Raw genomic sequence first — 17,578 nt, 5'->3', positions numbered from 1 at the left:
CTTCGTCGCAAGAGCTCCTCGCAATGACGGCGGAGGCGGTCTCTTACCCCTATTCGGCCGCATCGAGGATGGGCGTCGCCGTGCCCTTGAATGCCTGCACCGGCGCCATCGTCCTGGAGCGATAGATCAGGCAGGAGCAGCGTAGCAGCGAGGCGAAATTGTTGACCTCGCCGTGATGGTCGAGCACCTCGTTGTAGAGCGTGGTCAGGAATTTTCCGACGCTCATATTCTCCTTGGCCGCGATCTCCTCAAGCGTGTCCCAGAACGCCATCTCCAGCCGGATCGAGGTGCAGTGGCCACCGATCCGCAGCGAGCGGGTCTGGGATTCGTAGTCGCGTTGGGGCTGGTGCGCGAAGAGATGGCACATGGCGTCCTCCCGTCCTGTTGCCATTTTTTCACAATGCTACACCGCGACCCGGCACCCCACAATCAGGACGGCAGCCGGAAGTCGCATCATCCAGCTTGCGCGATTTTCTCGAAGGCCCAATGTCTTCAATGTGATAGACCGCCTTCTTCCCCAGGCCGCCACGTGGCTGTTGCCCAACCCATGCTTTTGACGCAACACGGCCTAGAATAGCGCCCTTAGCGAATCCCGATCCGAGCCCATGCCCGTCCGCCAATTACCAGAACAGGTCGTCAACCGCATCGCCGCCGGCGAGGTGGTCGAACGGCCCGCGAGCGTGGTCAAGGAGCTGGTCGAGAACGCGATCGACGCCGGTGCCAGCCGGATCGACGTCTTCACCGATGGCGGCGGACGGCGGCGGATCGGCATCACCGACGACGGCAGCGGCATGACCGCAAAGGACCTCGCGCTCGCGGTCGAGCGGCATGCGACCTCAAAACTCGACGACGAGGATCTGCTCCAGATCCGCACCCTCGGGTTCCGCGGCGAGGCCCTGCCCTCGATCGGTTCAGTCGCGCGCCTCTCGATCACCACGCGGCATGCCGGCGAGTCGCATGCCTGGGCGCTGACGGTCGAGGGCGGCGAGAAGTCCGAGATCATGCCGGCGGCGCTCGCCCACGGCACCCGCGTCGAGGTCAACGACCTCTTCTACGCGACCCCGGCCCGGCTGAAGTTTTTGAAGACCGACCGTACCGAGGCGGAGGCGATCCGCGAGGTGGTCCGGCGCCTCGCCATGGCACGGCCGGACATCGCCTTCACGCTCGCCGGCGAGGAGCGCGCACCGGTGACCTGGGCCGCCGCCCTGCCCGGCGCGGCAGGACGGCTGACGCGGCTCGGCGATATTCTGGGCGCGGAGTTTCGCAGCCATGCCTTCGAGGTTCATGCCGAGCGCGAGGGCGTCGTCGTCTCCGGCTATGCGGCAGCGCCCGCACTGACCAAAGCCAACGCGCTCGGACAATATCTCTTCGTCAACGGCCGTCCGGTCCGCGACAAGCTGATCCTGGGTGCGGTGCGCGGGGCCTATGCCGATTATCTGCCGCGCGACAGGCATCCGGTGCTGGCGCTGTTCGTCACGCTCGATCCGCGCGAGGTCGACGCCAACGTGCATCCGGCCAAGACCGAGGTGCGCTTCCGCAACGCCGGCCTCGTCCGTGCGCTGATCGTGCACGGCCTGAAGGAAGGGCTCGCGCGCGAGGGCCGCCGTACCGCGGCCAACAGCGGCGAGAGCGCCTTGTCATCGTTCCGGCCCGCGTTCACGCCGCCGCGTCCGGCAAGCTGGGACTGGCGCGCCTCGCCATCCGCCCCGATGCCGTCATTCGACGGATCGGCGGCACCGGCCTTCGCCGAGCGCGCGCAGGCCGCTTTCGATGTCGGCGCACCGAGCGCGGACGTGCGGTTCGAGACGCAGCCCGCAGGCGACCTCGTCGATCGCCCGCTCGGCGCGGCGCGCACGCAGATCCACGAGACCTACATCGTCGCGCAGACCCGCGACGGCCTCATCATCGTCGACCAGCACGCCGCGCACGAGCGCATCGTCTATGAGCGGCTGAAGGCCTCGCTCGCCGCCAACGGCGTGCAGCGGCAGATCCTGCTGATCCCCGAGATCGTCGAGATGGACGAGGCCACTGTGGAGCGCCTGCTCGATCGCAGCGAAGAGCTCGCCTCGTTTGGACTAGCGATCGAATCCTTCGGCCCCGGCGCGGTCGCGGTACGCGAGACGCCGTCGCTGCTCGGCAAGACCAATGCGGGCGGCCTCTTGCGCGACCTCTCCGAGCACATGGCCGAGTGGGACGAGGCGCTTCCGCTCGAACGTCGCCTGATGCACGTCGCCGCTACCATGGCCTGCCATGGCTCGGTGCGCGCCGGCCGCAGGCTCCGGCCGGAAGAGATGAACGCCCTGCTCCGCGAGATGGAGGACACCCCGAACTCCGGCCAGTGCAATCACGGCCGGCCGACGTACGTGGAATTGAAGCTGAGCGATGTGGAGAAGCTGTTCGGGCGAAGGTGAGATAGTAGGGTGGATTAGCGAAGCGTAACCCACCACTTCTGTTTCCGCGGAGAAAGACAGCGGTGGGTTACGCCTTCGGCTAACCCACCCTACGCACCTACTACGAAGCTACGGCTTCCTCAAAAACACGAACTCCGTGGCGTCATACGCACGCCGCTCCAGCTCCTCGTAGCCTTCCGGCGTCACGAACTGCGCAGCCTTCGCCTCTTCCACCACCAGCAATGCACCCGGCGTAAGCCAGCCGCCATCGCGCAAGCTCGCCAGCGCCTTCTCGGCAAACCCGTTGCCATAGGGCGGATCGAGGAACACCAGCGAGAACGGCTCGACCGGATGCGCAGGGCCGAGATCGGTCGCATCGCGACGATAGACTTTTGTGGTGCCGCCGAGGCCCAGCGTCTCGACATTGTTGCGCAGCAGCGCGCGTGCTTCCGCGCCATTGTCGACGAACAGCACGAACTTCGCGCCGCGCGACGACGCCTCGATGCCGAGCGCGCCAGTGCCGGCGAAGAGATCGAGCACGCGCGCATCCTGAAGCGGATCGTCGTAGGCGTGCACGAGGATGTTGAATACGGACTCGCGCAGGCGGTCCGCCGTGGGGCGGATGTCGCGCGAAGACGGCGAGGCGAGATTGCGCCCCTTCAAACGACCGCCGACGACGCGCAACTAGTCCTCCTTCGGCGTCAGGTCACGCTTGCCGTGGTAGCCACGCTTGGGACGGCGCGGCGGGCCGTAGCCGTTGGCCTCGGACTCGTTGCGCTCGCGCGCTTCTTCGCTGCCGGTGCGATGCACCACCACGCGGCGACCCTTGCGGTCGTTGATCGCGCCGCGCTTGATGGCGGGCTTGGACGGTTTCTTCTCGCTCGGTGCATCGTCGTCGCTCGACGATGATTTCTTCGGTACGTCGAACTGCGCGCCGGACTTCTCGATCACCTTGTCGCCGAGCTGATCGCGCAGCACGCGCGACTTGATCTCCTCGACCTGGCCTTCGGGGACCTCGCCGAGCTGGAACGGGCCGTAGGAGACGCGGATTAGCCGGTTCACCTCGAGCCCGAGATGGGCGCAGACGTTGCGGACCTCGCGGTTCTTGCCTTCGCGGATCGCGAACACCAGCCAGACATTGGCGCCCTGGTCGCGCTCCAGCGTCGCTTCGATCGGGCCGTATTTGACGCCCTCGACTTCGATGCCGTTCTTGAGCTCATCGAGCTGCGCCTGCGTGACGTCGCCATGGGCGCGGACGCGATAGCGGCGCAGCCAGCCGGTGTCGGGCAGCTCGAGCGTGCGCGCGAGCCCGCCGTCATTGGTGAGCAGCAACAGGCCTTCGGTGTTGAAGTCGAGCCGGCCGATCGAGATCAGCCGTGGCAGGCCTTCGGGCAGATTGTCGAACACGGTCGGACGGCCCTCGGGGTCGTCATGCGTCGTCATCAACCCGCGCGGCTTGTGATAGATAAACAGCCGCGTGCGCTCCCGCTCGGGCAACGGCTTGCCGTCGACCAGGACGACGTCGTTCGGAGTAATGTCGAGCGCAGGCGAGTTGATGATGCGGCCGTTGACCGTGACGCGGCCCTGCGTGACCATCTCCTCGGCATCGCGACGCGAGGCGAGCCCCACGCGTGCCAGCGCCTTGGCGATGCGCTCGCCGGCTTTCTTCGGCTTCGGCGCCTCTTCGCGGCGCGGCCGTCCCTCAAAATCACGATCGCGCTGGCGATAAGCGCCGCGGCCGCCGAAGGCAGGACGCTTCTCGAAGATCCTGCTCTCGTCCTCGTTTTCACGGCGCGGACGATCGCCAAAACCACCTTCGTTGCGCGGATGCTCGTGCCAGTCGGAGCGGCCTTCGGAGCGCTCGCGCGGCCGAGCGAATTTCGGGCGGTCGCCGCCACGTTCGCCATCGCCGTCGCGGCGGGGCCGATCGAATTTGGGACGGTCCTCGCGCGGGCGATCGAACTTGGGCCGATCACGGAACGGACGATCGCCCGACGGACGATCGTCACGCGAACGCGAGAAGCGCGGACGATCCTCGCCGCCTTCGCGCTTCTGCCAGGGCTTGTCCGCACTGCGATCACTGCCGCCAAAATCCTTGCGCGGCCCTTTGCTGAAATCCTTGCGCGGCCCGCGATCCGGCGCACCCCGCGAAAATTTCCGCTCGCCGTCGAATTTGCGTTCGGGGCGCTCACCACGAGGCGCGCGATCACCGCGATCGAAATTCGGGCGGTCTCCACGCGGCTTGAAGCTGCGCTCGCCACGATCCTCGCGCGGCCCGCGATCCGGCCCACCCCGCGAAAACTTCCGCTCGCCGTCGAACTTGCGTTCCGGGCGGTCGCCACGCGGCGCGTAGGGCTTCTTGTCGCCAAATTTTCTGTCGCTGGTCCGGCCGGCGGGGCGGGAGTCGTCGCGGTCCCGGCGCGGCGGGCGGTCGTCACGGCCAAAAGACGGGCGATCGCCACGCGGCTTGAACGGCCGCTTCTCGCCATCGCGCGAGGAGCGATCCGAGAACGGACGGTCGCCACGCGGCTTGAAGGTGCGCTCGCCACGATCCTCGCCGCGCGGCCGGTCTTCGCGATTGAACTTCGGACGGTCGCTGAAATCGCGGCGCGGGGCATCGCCCTCCTCGCGGCGGCGGAACGGACGGTCGCCGCCAGGCGGACGGCTGTCACGATCGCCGCGGGGCGGGCGGCTATCGCTCTTGCCCTCGACGCCGCGCTTGGCGAACTTCTTGTCGGGACCGCGCGCCTTGCCGGATCGGCCCTTGGGCGGTCCCTTTGACGCTCCCCTGGGGGGGCCTCGCCGGCCGCGGGAATCGTTGTCTTTGTCGCTGTCGCGAGGCATGAATGATCTCACTCAGGGGGTGGCCGGAAAGCATTGCGCGCGCTCACTCGGAGCCGCATGCTCAGGCAAAATCGGTAAGCACTTCTGCTGAAGGCGCAGCTACTAGCAGGTTTCTTCGGATGATACGAGGCTTGAAAGCCCCCTCTTTCATGGATTTGGCGCTCAAAACGGCCGAAAACGCCGGAAAGTCGGGCGAAGTTCCGATCGGATGCGTCGTAGTCCGCGATTACGAGGTCATTGCCACGGCCGCGAACCGGACGCTGACCGATTACGACCCCACAGCCCATGCCGAGATCATTGCGCTGCGCGAGGCGGCGAAAAAGATCGGCAGCGAGCGGCTGGTGGACTGCGACCTCTACGTGACGCTGGAGCCCTGCACCATGTGTGCGGGCGCCATCTCCTTTGCAAGGGTCAGGCGGCTCTATTACGGCGCGGTCGATCCCAAGGGCGGCGCGGTTGAATCAGGCGTGCGGTTCTTTACCGCGCCGACCTGCCATCATACGCCGGACGTCTATTCCGGGGTCGGCGAGAGTGAATCGGCGCGGCTGCTCAAGGAGTTCTTTCGGGAGCGGCGCTAAGGCGCGAGGAAGAACTCGCGCAGCGCCTTCGCGGTGACGTCGGGGTTCTCCTCGGTGAGGAAGTGCCCTGAATCCACCGGCATCCCCTCCACGTTGGTGGCCCATTGCTTCCAGATGTCGAGCGGGGTCGCGGCGGCCTGGGCAATGCCGACGCCACCCCACAGCGCCAGCATCGGCACCGTGATCTTCTTGCCGGCTTCGAAATCGGCCTTGTCGAGGTCGTAGTCGACATAGGCGCCGGCGCGATAATCCTCGCACATCGCGTGCACGCGGGCGGGATCGCGGAACGGGGCGAGGTAGTGTTCGAGCGCGCGCGGGTCGATCGCATCCAGCGTCTTCGACTTGGTCTGGCTCGCCATCTTGAAGCGCAGGAAGAACTCGCCCTGGCCCGAGATCAGCGTCTCCGGCAGCGGCGCGGGCTGGGCGAGAAACGTCCAGTGATAGATCTTCAGCGCGTAGGCGCGGTTCATCCGCTCCCAGTAATTATAGGTCGGCAGGATATCGAGCACGGCAAGCTTTGACAGCCGGCCGGGATGGTCGAGCGCCAGACGGTACGACACGCGGCCGCCGCGGTCGTGGCCGGCGAGCGCGAAGTGGACGTGGCCGAGTTGCTCCATCGCCTCGACCATGGCCTTGGCCATCGCGCGCTTGCTGTAGGGGATGTGCTGCGCGTCGCTGTCGGGCATGTCGGACCAGCCATAGCCCGGCAAATCGGCGATGATCAGCGTGAATCTGTCGGCCAGCTGCGGCGCGACGCGGTGCCACATCACGTTGGTCTCGGAGAAGCCGTGCAGCAGCAGCAGCGGCGGTCCCTTGCCGCCGACGCGGGCGAAGATGCGGCCGGAGGAGGTGTTGATCCATTCGGAGGCGAAGCCGGGATAGAGGTCGGCGAGATCGGACATGGTTGCTCCCATCTGTCACGCGGAGGTGCCTCAACAAAAAATGTCGAAAACAACCCCATGCACAGTAGCTAAGTTCAAGTCCTGCTTGAATAATCTTGAAATGCCGACGGGCCGGCCGCTCATTGCGCGTCGAGCCGAAAAAACGCTGTCAGCCCTTGGCCTTCTCGGCGTCCACCGCCTGCCAGCCGATATCGCGGCGGCAAAAGCCTTCCGGCCAGTTGATGCGGTCGACGGCCTGATAGGCGCGGGCCTGCGCCTCCGTCACGGTCTTGCCCATCGCGCAGACATTGAGCACGCGGCCGCCATTGGCGAGGATCGCGCCGTCTTTCTCGACCGTGCCGGCATGAAAGATCTCGGCGGTCTCGATCTTGGCGGCGTCATCGAGCCCCTCGATGCGCGTGCCCTTCTCGTAGTCGCCGGGATAGCCCTTCGCCGCCATCACCACGGTGAGCGCGGAGTCCGGATGCCAGCGCAGATCGAAATGCTTCAGCTCGCCGTCGCATGACGCCAGGAACGCCGGCACGATGTCCGACATCATGCGCAGCATCAGCACCTGGCACTCGGGATCGCCGAAGCGGACGTTGAACTCGAACAGCTTTGGGCCCTGCGTCGTCAGCATGATGCCGGCATAGAGAATGCCGCGGAACGGCGTGCCGCGCTGCTTCATGCCTGATACCGTCGGCAGGATGATTCTGGCCATGATCGCGTCGTGGATCGCCGGCGTCACCAGCGGCGTCGGCGAATAGGCGCCCATGCCGCCGGTGTTCGGCCCGACATCATGGTCGAACACGCGCTTGTGGTCCTGCGCAGACGCCAGCGGGATCGCGGTCTCGCCGTCGCACAGCGCAAAGAAGCTGATCTCGCGGCCGGGCAGAAACTCCTCGATCACGACCTCGGCGCCGGCCTCGCCAAAGCCGCCCTCGAACATCATGGCGATGGCGTCCTCCGCCTCGCGCACGGTCTTTGCGACGACGACGCCCTTGCCGGCCGCGAGCCCGTCGGCCTTGACCACGATCGGCGCGCCCTGGCTCTGCACATAGGCGCGCGCGTCATCGGCATTGGTGAATCGCTTGTAGGCGCCGGTCGGAATGCCGAATTCCGTGCACAGCGCCTTGGTAAAACCCTTGGAGCTTTCGAGCTGCGCGGGGATCCTGTTCGGCCCGAACGCCTTGATGCCTTCAGCGGTGAGATCGTCGACGATGCCGGCCGCCAGCGGCGTCTCCGGGCCGACCACGACGAGTTCGACCGCATTCGTCTTGCAGAAATCGATCACCGCGGCATGGTCGGCGACATCGAGCGCCACGCACTCCGCCTCGCGCGCGATGCCGGGATTGCCGGGCGCGCACCAGAATTTGGTCACGAGGGGAGAGGCCGCGATCTTCCACGCCAGGGCATGTTCGCGGCCGCCGGAACCAAGCAGGAGAATGTGCATCGAAGGCTCAGGATGAGGGGTTTGCTGGGGGCGGAGGTCGCACGAATCGGGGTGGGTGTGAAGGGGGGATGGCCCCGAACTCCCCGTCATTCAGGGGCGCGGCTACTTGGGGTGCGAGCTCGTATTCATCGTGCCGTGCCATGCGGACCGGTTGGCGGCACTCACGAATTATTCGCTTTCGGCGGAATACGAACATTGCCGAAGCTGCTACTGTCCTCGCCCGGTCGGTGGTTAAGGGTGCGGCTCGATGATTAGATCGCTGGATGATGTAGCGCAGGATGCCTGGCAAGAAGCAGTTTCCAGGCTAAACGGTGTAGGCGTTTTCGGCAATGAAGGCCGCAAGTTTCCCGAGCCATCCTTGCTCCAGAGTAGGGCCTCTGACCTAATCCGCATCCTTCGTGGACATGGCTATGCTGGCGGCGACATTGGATTTGCTGAATTAGACCCTCCACGGGAAGGAGTGTCTCTCCTCGTCTTTGACAGCAATAGAATCACAGATGACACTTCCGCTGAAGTTCATTGGTACGATGACTACCGAAAGCGGTGGAAAGATCGTGTCACAGCTAGAGTGGCTGACTGGCTAGGGCGACTGGAGAATCTAAAGCGGGACATGGCGGATTGGCTGCCAGAAGGATTCCACATTAGGGACCGACCTCCAGTGCCCATGCACGAAGAGCTCATGCGAAAATTCCATGTTGCAAGAGCAAATATGCCCTCTTTTGATATCTTGCGAGAGGGCACGCCCGTAATGCGCTTCCAGCCAAAGGGGCTTTGGACTATTGGAGCCAATGGACGCATCGACCTAGTGCGTCGTGAAGGAACATTTATTTTAGTCGATCAAAGCGAAAACCTCTCGGGGAATCCGCAATGGGAGTACTACGCGCCCGGTAACGCTAGGGCAACGACGAAGCTCAATAAGGATACATTCATTCAGTTGTTGGTGTGAAAGTGTCGATCTTCTCAGACATCAATGATCAGTGGATCGCAGCCGATAATGCATTCAGCGCGGTTGAATCGCGTGCCTTCGCAAGTGATGACGATGTCCTCTTTGACAAGGCCAGCGAGATGCGTAAGCGCAATGATCAGGCGTACTTCCTGTATTTATTTACGCGGTTTGAAGCTGCTGTGAACGACGCAGTCATGGTGGTCCGCGACAATCGTATCTTACCAACGATTGCTTGGTCGGAGCGACGCATGTGGGAAACCCTCAATAGGCGGGAAATAAAGGACGTTGCGTTTCTCACGCGAGTAGAAATCCTCATCGACAAATCGCGGTCAGAATATGCGACCGTGAAGGCGTACTACGAGGGCCGGAACAAGGTGGCGCACGGCGGAATTTGGGAAGAGCAGTTTGTAATACCGGCAATTGCCACCACAATGGAACTTCTCGTGCAGACGTTTCCGACGAGTTAAGTGCAGAACGGAATTACGGTGACGGCACTGTCACCGTAATCGCAGGTCATTCATCGCTCGGGTTCGGGACGTCCACAGCCATGACGGTCAAGATGATCTGCCGCGCGGGGTCGTCCTTGCTGGCGAACACGTAGCGATATCGGGTCTCCGTTTCCTGCACCGGATCGCGTTTACAGTTCGGGTGCTCGCTCGCCGTCTCCACCATCTTCTTGACCATGGCAGTGAAGTTCTTGTTGCGGTTGAACATGATCAGCGCGGCTTTGGTGTCGCGCCACGTCAGGTAACCGAGGAGCTGGTCGAGGGCGTCCGTCAGCGTCTGTGGTCCGTGCCAGTACTTGCATTCAGCGATGAAGACGTTGCGGTTGTTTTCCCGAATCAGGATGTCCGTCTTGCCGCTGGCGTTAAAGGTCTCGCCCGTTGCGCGGCCCTCGTAGTGGCCGTTGAGGACGACGAGGTAAAAATCCCTGAGGTGCTCTTCCTCCAGGCGCTCAAAGGCAGTGGGGCTGCGCTCCATCATCACGGACATGTCGTCGATGATTTTGAGGATGTGCTGGTACTCCGCCTCTTCAAGGGCGGGCTCTGGGGAATAGGCTTTCGAGGTCTGAGGAGGCAGTGAGGGCCTGATCCGGCGGCGCATCTGGGCGGGGACATGGGTCATCGGGACGTGACCGGCGCGCACCAGAGGATAGCCCAGAGATTCAGCGATATTCCGGGCCGCCAAAATGCCCTTCTTCCGCTCCTCCACGAGTTTGCGGACCATAGGCCTCAAGGCTTCGTTGAAGGGCTTCACGACCTTCTCCTGGCCGCTGAGCCGAAGCTTGATGGCGTCGATGACCTTCTTGAAGTGAGCCTGCAGCTCCTCCTTGGTGAGGTTGTACCCCGAGGCGGTGAGAGTGATGCCGTCCTCGTTGGCCTTCGCCCGCGGCGAGTCGCCGACCGACAACGAAGAGGAGTGGCGGAACAGCCCGAGGTGACCCTCAAATGGGACCGTAATCCTATACTGGAAGCCCTGCACGCTAATCATGCGACCATAATCCCGCACCTCACGAGTCACCTCACGCGGGTCGGCCTGAAAGGTCTTGTCCTCCAGCAGAACGGGGACTTCGAGATGGCAAACATCGTAGGCCTGCTCGACGATGTCCTCGGTTGGCGTCGACAGCAACGCATCGCTGCCGTACTCCGCGACGACGTTTTCCGCACGACCGTTCTGCATGTCGATGAGCGTTGACAACGATCGGTCGCTGAAAAGCGTCTCGCTAACGGGTTCTTGGTCGGATAAAAATGGCATAGGTCATCCGGGAAATTGAAGCTTTCCTGCATCTCGGCGAATAGAGATTAGGGCTTTCTGATGAAGATGATCTCTTCTTTGTCGCCTCGTCGAATGACGATCTCCCACTTGTCAGACCAAATACATTTCGCAGAGTCAGGGCTGGTTGATTGCTGCCCACTGTCGACATCGAACACGAGCTCAGGAATTATGGGATTGGCTTGATGCCTTTCCCGTGGCGAGTTCCGGGCGGAGGCCCAAACGGACGGCTAGTTCGCTCAGCTCGAAGCGGAGTTCTAGGAGATTGCGGGCTATGACCTCAATTTCAGATAGCGGCACTTTTTCTGTGACCGCTGATAAGCGGCGGCCTCGCACTCGAATTGCTTTTCGCTCTGCCAAGCCTTGAACCGGACTCGATGACCAAAGACCGTGAACGATTTTGTTACGGTCTTTGCTGCCTGCCTCTATGCGTTTTAAAATGTCGACGAGCTTGTCCGAATCGCCTTCGTCGGGAATTGCGCCGCGCAAGGCTAGGATTTGCAGTATTGTGAGTTTGTTTGGGAAGGAAAGGTTGCTGGTAATTACTAGGCCACGATCCGGGGTGATCTCATAGAGGCCGAGTATCACTAGCTCCATGACCATCTCGATTGCTTGCCAGTTGACCACGACCGCACCAATGGCGCGGAGATGATGGTCGGGCACGATGGAAAGAGGCTGGCTCATGTCAAAAACAGACCGGTTAATACACCGCCAAAGAAGCTCAAGAGCATTTCGAGACTACGCTACGGGGCGCGTTGCGAACGCCGCATGAGCCGTTAAAAGAAAACCCAAAGCGAAGAAGCGGAAGCCCACCTAAGCAAACCCCCGCCCCCCTGTTACATCAACGCTTTTATGATTGCCGCGATGCCAAAGAGGCAAGCGGCAACGTTGACGTTGATGGTTAGTCGGATCTGAGGTTTCATTGCTGATGCCCTCGGATCACGCGCGCGCAATCCGTGAGGGTTGCGTTAAACGTCCCACCGAACGAATAAGCCGTCGTTCATGGGTGCATCGGCCCACTATTGGCGCTCTAGAACCGCCGCTAGGAGACCCTGCGTCACCCCCGAGTATCCTTCCGCTGGATCGTCGTCTGATGGCGAGTGCGTTGGGGTCGGGCCACAGGCCTACAGGTTGCCCGCATCCGCCGTGGTGTACGGCGGCGCTAGCGGACCCGTAGTCCAATAATACTGGGCGACTCGCTACTTTGAGTCGAGCCATTTGCCAAGCTGTCCGCCAGTATTTGACGTGCCGCTTCGCTTGGGCAGCAGATCAAGGCCGGGAAATTACGGTGACAGTGCATTAAATTCCAAAGCCAAAGCAACAGTGGCACCATTTAGTGCACTGTCACCGTAATCCTGAGATGAATAAAAATTAAGAATTCCCGCCGCGTGATAACCTGCCCTGGGGTATTTGGTAATAATATGGTCGACACCGCAGTGAGTGAATAACCTATTTTTTGGCTTTACGCTCCAGTTTACAGGCTCGTTGCGCGTTGATGCGCATGATTTTAGAAGGCCACTCCCACATGCCGCTCAATCTCGCTCTTTTTCATCATCCCGAATTTGGCGGCGAGGGTATCGCGCGCTCTTGGCTGGACAAGGCAGTGCACCTCCGGGGATCGCAAGAATATTATCAGGAGTTTGATCGTTTCAACTATTTGTGGATGGCCTTTAACTCTTGGGGCATGTGTGTGACGCTTGCCGAAACGGACGCCGGGATGATCCGTTCACTCAAAGCCGACCGTGATGTGGCTGAGATATTTGATAACGTCGTTCAGAATCCTCGCTTTCGCGAAGACATCCAACGCGTTGAACGAAATTTTCCGCTCGCGAGTTTTTCGGACCTTTTAAGGCTCGACCCCACATATAATTGGCGAGGCGAGAAGGATGCAGCGTATTGGCAAAAGATTGCCGAGGCGCCACGCGGCAAGAAAGTTCGCCTCAGCCCAAGCCTGGACCATCGCAATCTGAATTGGGCTGATACGCTCGACTGCACCTATAAGGTTCGATGTAATCTGGCCCACGGTGGCAAAATGGCAAACAGGTCCGAAGCCCGCTTTGTGAGGGTGTTCGCGGATTTGCTCGAAGCAATGCTGGTGCGGGCAAACCCCAATCTTTTGACGCTGAGGTAGCCCGCGTGGGTCGCCTTACTTTCAGATTACGCTGACAGTGCACAAAATTCCCTCGGCATCGAACGGTGCCCGTGTGGACAGATCACCCCACCCCGCTCCCGCTGCGCGCGATCGACCCTTCCCCTCCAGGGAGGGTAAGAGGTCGCACCAGCTTCGGAAGATCAGAGCTTTTGGAAGATCAGACCTGCCTCCCCGCAATGATCTCCTGCAACGTCGCAACATGCCGCGCGAAGGCGCCGCGGCCGGTTGCGGTGGCGGTGGCGGTGACCGTAGTCTGCGGCTTCTTGCCGACGAAGGCCTTGTCCACCTGGACGTAGCCGGCCTTGGCCAGCGTCTCGATATGTGCGCCGAGATTGCCGTCGGTGGCGCCGGTGAGTTTCTTCAGCCGTGAGAACTACAGTCCTGCCGTCGCAGGCAGCGCGTTCAGGGCCGCCATGATCTTCAGCCGCAACGGCTGGTGGATGATGTCGCCGAGCTCGGCCATCAGATCCGCCGCATCCAGAGGCCGCCGAGGATCAGGCCTCCGCCGTTGACGAAGGCCATCCAGAGCGGAAACGCCTCGCCGATGTAGAAGTAGCCGATCAGCGTCAGAGCGGAGATGATGACGCCGATCGCGACGGACGCGGTGCCGAGCCACAGGCCCGTTATTCGAAGCCCCTCATTCCACCACGTACCGGCTTGCGCGGGCGACTTTTCGTCGCGCCGGCGATCGGGTACACGAACCGAGATACGCCCGCGGAAGCAAACCTTTATAGGCCTGATGGATGACCCCTGAGAAACTGCAGCCGGGCGCGCCCGCCCTGGAGAAGGGGCTGGACCTTCTGGAGGCGCTGGCGGGTGCCTCACGTGGCCTCAGCCAGAAGCAGCTGGCCGAGACCGTTGGCCGTTCCGTCGGCGAGATTTTCCGGATGCTCGTGGCGCTGGAACGCCGTGGCTATGTCGCGCGCGACCCGGTCACCGGTGAATATACGCTGACCCTGCAACTGTTCCGGATTGCCTCGCAATTCCCGCCGACCGAGCGGCTGTTGAAGGCCGCGCTGCCGGTGATGGAGCAGCTTGCCTCCCGCGTGCAGCTGTCTTGTCACCTCACGGTGTTGCACGGCGAGCAGTTCATGGTGATTGCGCGCATCGAGCCGGAATGGCTGATGGGCTGGTCGGTCAAGGTTGGCGCGGTATTTCCGCTCACCCAGCAATACGCCTCCGCGAAGGTTCTGGCCGCCTTTCAGCTCGAGGGCCGTCGCCAGGAGCTTGCACAAGTCATCGCTGCGCATGATCGCATCAGCGGCAAGAAGGCGATCGCGGCGCTCGACCGCATTTCCTCGGAGGGAGGCAACTTCTCCAACGACGACGGCTACACGCGTATCCTTGCCTATAGCTGCCCGATCATCGAGGCGTCCGGCCGCGCGGTGGCTGCATTGACCGTTCCGCTGGTCAGGCAGGATCGGATTCCCGAAAAGGAAGCCGGCACCATCGCCACGGAGTTGCGTGGCGCCGCGAAGATCGTATCCGAGAAGATTGGCGGCGCTCCCTAAGCCACGGTCATTCCACCGTCGACGACCCAGGCCGCGCCGTTGACATGTGCGGCCTCGTCGGACGCAAGAAAAGCCACGACGTTGGCGACGTCCTGCGACCGCCCGCGGGCAACTTCGCCGTTTCGGCGCAGCGCCACGGCGTTATCGCGCGCCTGCCCCTCCAATTCCCGGATCATGCGCGACTCGACCGGTCCGGGCAGAACCGCATTGACCCTGATCTTCGTTCCACTCACCTCCAGCGCCGCGGTACGGGTCAGTCCCAGCACGGCGTGCTTGGACGCGACATAGCCGGCGAGGCCTGCCCGCCCGCGGATCGCCGACGTCGAAGCGGTGTTGATGATCGCACCCGCTCCACGTTGCGTCATTCTCGCGAGCACGTGTTTGAGGCCGAGAAAGACCCCTTTCACATTGACCTGCAGCAACAGGTCGAACGTTTCGTCCGGATATTCGTGGAGGGGAGCCACGACGCCTTCGATGCCCGCGTTGTTGGCAAATATGCCGATCGGCCCCAACCGTCCTTCGACCGTCTCGACGAAGGCTGCGGTATCGAGGGCACTCGAGACATCGGCGCGGATGGCGAGCGCTCTCCCGCCGGCTTGCTCGACCAGACGCGCGCTTGCATTGGCCGCGGCTTCGTCGCGATCGACGATCGCGACCGCATCGCTCATCTGCGCCAGCCTCAGCGCAATGGCGCGTCCGATATCGCCCCCGCCACCGGTGACGAGTGCCACCGGTCGCCGGTCTCCCACGGTCATGATTTCACGAACTCACAGCCGCCGGCCTCCAGGGGCCGCCAGGCCTCAGACGGTGGAATGGTCTTGACCAGCTTGTAATAGTCCCAGGGGTATTTGGAGTCCGCGGGCGTCTTCACCTCGAACAGATACATGTTGTGCAATTTGCGGCCGTCGGCGCGCACGCTGCCCTTGCCGAACAACGGATCGTCGGTCGGCAGCTTCTTCATTTCCTCCACGACAGCCTTGCCGTCGGTTGAGGCGCCGAGCGCATCGACTGCCTTCAGGTAATGCAGGGTCGTTGCATAGGCGCCGGCATGCAGCGCGGTCGGGTAGCGGCCATTGTTGCGCGGTGCAAATCGCTTGGTCCAGGCGCGGGTATCGTCGTTCAAATCCCAGTAGAAGGCTTCGGTAAATTGCAGCCCCTGCGCAATCTTCAAGCCGAGCGAATGCACGTCGCTGAGATAGAGCACCGTCGCGACCACGCGCTGGCCTCCCTGCGGGATGCCGAACTCCACCGCCTGCTTGATGGAATTGATGGTGTCGCCGCCGGCGTTGACCAACGCGATGACTTCCGACTTCGACGACTGAGCCTGCAACAGGAAGGAGGAGAAGTCCTGTGTATTGATCGGCGTACGAACCCCGCCGAGGACTTTCCCGCCGGACTTTTGCACGACATTCTTGATGTCGCCTTCCATGGCGTGGCCGAACGCGTAATCCGCCGTGAGCAGGAACCAGCTCTTGCCGCCGCTCTCGACGACAGCGCGTGCGACACCCGACGAGAGCGCGTAGGTATCGTAGGTCCAGTGCACGAGATTGGGCGAGCAGGACTTGCCGGTCAGGTCCGACGAGGAGGCGCCCGAAACCAGCAGCGTCTTGTTGTTCTGCTGCACGACGTTGCGCACCGCGAGGGCGACTGCTGAATTCGGCGCGTCGACGATGACGTCGACGCTTTGGCGATCGATCCACTCGCGCGCAATGTTGGCCCCGACGTCGGCCTTGTTCATGTGGTCGCCGCTGATGACCTCGATCGGCCTGGTCATCTTGTGCGCCGACGCCTGAAAATCCTCGACCGCCATCTTGGCGGCCAGCAACGAGCCCGCACCGGTGACGTCGGCATAGAGGCTGGACATGTCCGTCAGCACGCCGATGCGGAGCGGTTTTGTCTCCTGCGCCTGCGCATCGAGCCCCGTCATGCCCAACGCTAGACTTCCGGCACCAGCCAATAGCCAGCGGCGGCTCACCTGATATCGCCCAACCATCTCCAACCCCTCCCTTGTTTAATCCATGCGTTCTCGCATGGCATTTGCAGCCCGCACGTGCTTCGCGCGCGGCTGATATTGTCTTTACGGAGTAAGCCGCTCGATGAGCCGCCGGTCCTCGACCTCAAATCCTCCGCCATAGACCTCCGACACCATGAAGTGCGCACCGAGGATTTCCGGATCGAGGTCGGCGATGGGATCGTACTCGCTGGCGTGCAAGGTCATGGAGGCGCGCCCCGGCAGCGGCGCCGAGTACTTCAGAGGTGTGCGGCGATAGACGATGTCCGCATAGGCCGTGGCGAGACGTTCGGGATGCGGCAAGCGACGCACGTGGATTTCACCGGCGGGCAACTGATCGCCGTCGACGATCCGGACGACCGGCGCGGACGCATCCGGCGCGAAGGAAAACTCGGCGAGCGGAATGCCGCGGCGCCGGACCCATCCGCTGATCGATCCGTCCGGATGCTCATCGAAGGCGTAGTGGGCATCCTTCTTGGTATAGCCGAACACCTCGCGTCCTGCGCAGATCCCCATGGGATCGCTGCAATACATGAAGATATGCGTCTCGGTGAACAGGCCCTTGTACCGAACCGGTACGGAGATCATCAGATCGAACATCTCGCCTGCGTGCACGGCCAGGGAATGGCCGGGCGAGCGCATGAAGCGAAAGGCGACGCGATCACTCGCAATCTCGAACGGCGTGTCGGCAAGCAGCGTTGCGACCTTGCCGGGCGCGACGCGGGTCATGATCTCGACGGTCCGCAAGGTGCAGCCCCACTCCACCGGATAGGCCGGCGAATAGGGCGGATTGACCCCGCTATTCGGCTTGAGCCGGTATTCGCCGAACACGCGTCGACGCGGATCGTTGGGATCGGTGATCGCATCGGTCATGGGCTCGGCTCCCTTGTATTTCATATATGATTTTCTTATTGCATATATGAAATTATACTTGAGTCAAGCCGCGCCCCCGGGGTGTCGGATTCAGAGAGCGCGAGGTCAAGCGAGCGTCGCGGGTCTCGCGGGGTGTTGCTTCCATTCCCCGTCATTCCGGGGCGCG

General features: G+C 62.5%; 16 protein-coding genes and 1 pseudogene. 6 read left to right on the top strand and 11 right to left on the bottom strand.

Annotated elements, in window-relative coordinates; genetic code table 11:
* Positions 1-49: 49 nt before the first annotated feature.
* Positions 50-367 (bottom strand): ribbon-helix-helix domain-containing protein, encoded by a 318-nt coding sequence (locus IVB29_RS05130; protein WP_247502291.1) that lies wholly within the window; start codon positions 365-367, stop codon positions 50-52.
* A gap of 238 nt (positions 368-605) precedes the next feature.
* Between IVB29_RS05130 and mutL the strand changes: the two genes are divergently transcribed.
* Entirely contained in the window at positions 606-2,411 is a 1,806-nt protein-coding gene (gene mutL, locus IVB29_RS05125) for a DNA mismatch repair endonuclease MutL (RefSeq protein WP_247502290.1), read from the top strand.
* A 108-nt stretch (positions 2,412-2,519) separates the two neighbouring features.
* On the opposite strand, the gene rsmD is transcribed toward mutL, so the two are convergent.
* The gene (gene rsmD, locus IVB29_RS05120; RefSeq protein WP_247502289.1) at positions 2,520-3,074 is read right to left on the bottom strand and encodes a 16S rRNA (guanine(966)-N(2))-methyltransferase RsmD; all 555 of its coding nucleotides are present in this window, start codon (positions 3,072-3,074) and stop codon (positions 2,520-2,522) included.
* Positions 3,075-5,234 (bottom strand): pseudouridine synthase, encoded by a 2,160-nt coding sequence (locus IVB29_RS05115; RefSeq protein WP_247502288.1) that lies wholly within the window; start codon positions 5,232-5,234, stop codon positions 3,075-3,077.
* Positions 5,235-5,353: 119 nt separating this feature from the next.
* On the opposite strand from IVB29_RS05115, the gene IVB29_RS05110 reads away from it, so the two are divergent.
* Complete coding sequence (locus IVB29_RS05110; RefSeq protein ID WP_247502355.1) at positions 5,354-5,812, top strand: nucleoside deaminase; 459 nt, start codon at positions 5,354-5,356, stop codon at positions 5,810-5,812.
* Here the strand turns inward: IVB29_RS05110 and IVB29_RS05105 are convergent.
* Positions 5,809-6,714, bottom strand: coding sequence for an alpha/beta hydrolase (locus tag IVB29_RS05105; RefSeq protein ID WP_247502287.1), 906 nt, complete (start codon positions 6,712-6,714; stop codon positions 5,809-5,811). The genes IVB29_RS05110 and IVB29_RS05105 overlap by 4 nt on opposite strands.
* 148 nt (positions 6,715-6,862) lie before the next feature.
* Positions 6,863-8,146, bottom strand: a complete 1,284-nt coding sequence (gene purD, locus IVB29_RS05100; protein WP_247502286.1) for a phosphoribosylamine--glycine ligase — start codon at positions 8,144-8,146, stop codon at positions 6,863-6,865.
* A gap of 679 nt (positions 8,147-8,825) precedes the next feature.
* Between purD and IVB29_RS05095 the strand changes: the two genes are divergently transcribed.
* Positions 8,826-9,092 carry a hypothetical protein gene (locus IVB29_RS05095; protein ID WP_247502285.1) on the top strand — a complete coding sequence of 89 codons (267 nt, stop codon included), beginning with the start codon at positions 8,826-8,828 and terminating at the stop codon, positions 9,090-9,092.
* Positions 9,093-9,094: 2 nt separating this feature from the next.
* Positions 9,095-9,559: a hypothetical protein gene (locus IVB29_RS05090; RefSeq protein ID WP_247502284.1), complete on the top strand. Its 465-nt coding sequence runs from the start codon at positions 9,095-9,097 to the stop codon at positions 9,557-9,559.
* Between the two features lie 46 nt (positions 9,560-9,605).
* Here IVB29_RS05090 and IVB29_RS05085 read toward each other — a convergent pair whose 3' ends face one another.
* Both IVB29_RS05085 and IVB29_RS05080 read right to left on the bottom strand, forming a co-directional pair.
* Positions 9,606-10,847: a hypothetical protein gene (locus tag IVB29_RS05085; protein WP_247502283.1), complete on the bottom strand. Its 1,242-nt coding sequence runs from the start codon at positions 10,845-10,847 to the stop codon at positions 9,606-9,608.
* A 180-nt stretch (positions 10,848-11,027) separates the two neighbouring features.
* Positions 11,028-11,549 (bottom strand): hypothetical protein, encoded by a 522-nt coding sequence (locus IVB29_RS05080; protein WP_247502282.1) that lies wholly within the window; start codon positions 11,547-11,549, stop codon positions 11,028-11,030.
* Positions 11,550-12,390: 841 nt separating this feature from the next.
* Between IVB29_RS05080 and IVB29_RS05075 the strand changes: the two genes are divergently transcribed.
* A complete protein-coding gene (locus IVB29_RS05075) occupies positions 12,391-12,996 on the top strand; it encodes a hypothetical protein (protein WP_247502281.1) in 606 nt (201 codons plus the stop codon).
* A gap of 178 nt (positions 12,997-13,174) precedes the next feature.
* On the opposite strand, the pseudogene IVB29_RS05070 reads toward IVB29_RS05075, so the two are convergent.
* Positions 13,175-13,480, bottom strand: a pseudogene (locus tag IVB29_RS05070) (transcriptional regulator).
* A 280-nt stretch (positions 13,481-13,760) separates the two neighbouring features.
* Here IVB29_RS05070 and IVB29_RS05065 point away from each other — a divergent pair.
* Positions 13,761-14,528, top strand: a complete 768-nt coding sequence (locus tag IVB29_RS05065; RefSeq protein ID WP_247502280.1) for an IclR family transcriptional regulator — start codon at positions 13,761-13,763, stop codon at positions 14,526-14,528.
* On the opposite strand, the gene IVB29_RS05060 is transcribed toward IVB29_RS05065, so the two are convergent.
* From IVB29_RS05060 to IVB29_RS05050, 3 genes are all read right to left on the bottom strand, one after another.
* Positions 14,525-15,259, bottom strand: coding sequence for an SDR family NAD(P)-dependent oxidoreductase (locus tag IVB29_RS05060; protein ID WP_247502279.1), 735 nt, complete (start codon positions 15,257-15,259; stop codon positions 14,525-14,527). The two genes, IVB29_RS05065 and IVB29_RS05060, sit on opposite strands and share 4 nt — an antisense overlap.
* 20 nt (positions 15,260-15,279) lie before the next feature.
* Positions 15,280-16,455, bottom strand: coding sequence for an ABC transporter substrate-binding protein (locus IVB29_RS05055; protein WP_247502278.1), 1,176 nt, complete (start codon positions 16,453-16,455; stop codon positions 15,280-15,282).
* 150 nt (positions 16,456-16,605) lie between these two features.
* Positions 16,606-17,412 (bottom strand): acetoacetate decarboxylase family protein, encoded by an 807-nt coding sequence (locus IVB29_RS05050; protein WP_247502277.1) that lies wholly within the window; start codon positions 17,410-17,412, stop codon positions 16,606-16,608.
* Positions 17,413-17,578 lie beyond the last annotated feature (166 nt).

Origin of the sequence: Bradyrhizobium sp. 1 (assembly GCF_023073315.1) — a bacterium.
Lineage (GTDB): Bacteria > Pseudomonadota > Alphaproteobacteria > Rhizobiales > Xanthobacteraceae > Bradyrhizobium.
The sequence above is the reverse complement of the archived record's forward strand: the minus strand, read 5'-3'. Positions and strand labels throughout refer to the sequence as shown.

Bases quoted from the DNA above. Each gene is read 5' to 3' on its own strand.
- IVB29_RS05130 (WP_247502291.1), bottom strand. From the start codon at position 367: ATGTGCCATCTCTTCGCGCACCAGCCCCAACGCGACTACGAATCCCAG.
- mutL (WP_247502290.1), top strand. From the start codon at position 606: ATGCCCGTCCGCCAATTACCAGAACAGGTCGTCAACCGCATCGCCGCC.
- IVB29_RS05115 (WP_247502288.1), bottom strand. From the start codon at position 5,234: ATGCCTCGCGACAGCGACAAAGACAACGATTCCCGCGGCCGGCGAGGC.
- IVB29_RS05110 (WP_247502355.1), top strand. From the start codon at position 5,354: ATGATACGAGGCTTGAAAGCCCCCTCTTTCATGGATTTGGCGCTCAAA.
- IVB29_RS05105 (WP_247502287.1), bottom strand. From the start codon at position 6,714: ATGTCCGATCTCGCCGACCTCTATCCCGGCTTCGCCTCCGAATGGATC.
- purD (WP_247502286.1), bottom strand. From the start codon at position 8,146: ATGCACATTCTCCTGCTTGGTTCCGGCGGCCGCGAACATGCCCTGGCG.
- IVB29_RS05095 (WP_247502285.1), top strand. From the start codon at position 8,826: ATGCGAAAATTCCATGTTGCAAGAGCAAATATGCCCTCTTTTGATATC.
- IVB29_RS05085 (WP_247502283.1), bottom strand. From the start codon at position 10,847: ATGCCATTTTTATCCGACCAAGAACCCGTTAGCGAGACGCTTTTCAGC.
- IVB29_RS05080 (WP_247502282.1), bottom strand. From the start codon at position 11,549: ATGAGCCAGCCTCTTTCCATCGTGCCCGACCATCATCTCCGCGCCATT.
- IVB29_RS05075 (WP_247502281.1), top strand. From the start codon at position 12,391: ATGCCGCTCAATCTCGCTCTTTTTCATCATCCCGAATTTGGCGGCGAG.
- IVB29_RS05065 (WP_247502280.1), top strand. From the start codon at position 13,761: ATGACCCCTGAGAAACTGCAGCCGGGCGCGCCCGCCCTGGAGAAGGGG.
- IVB29_RS05055 (WP_247502278.1), bottom strand. From the start codon at position 16,455: ATGACGGGGCTCGATGCGCAGGCGCAGGAGACAAAACCGCTCCGCATC.
- IVB29_RS05050 (WP_247502277.1), bottom strand. From the start codon at position 17,412: ATGACCGATGCGATCACCGATCCCAACGATCCGCGTCGACGCGTGTTC.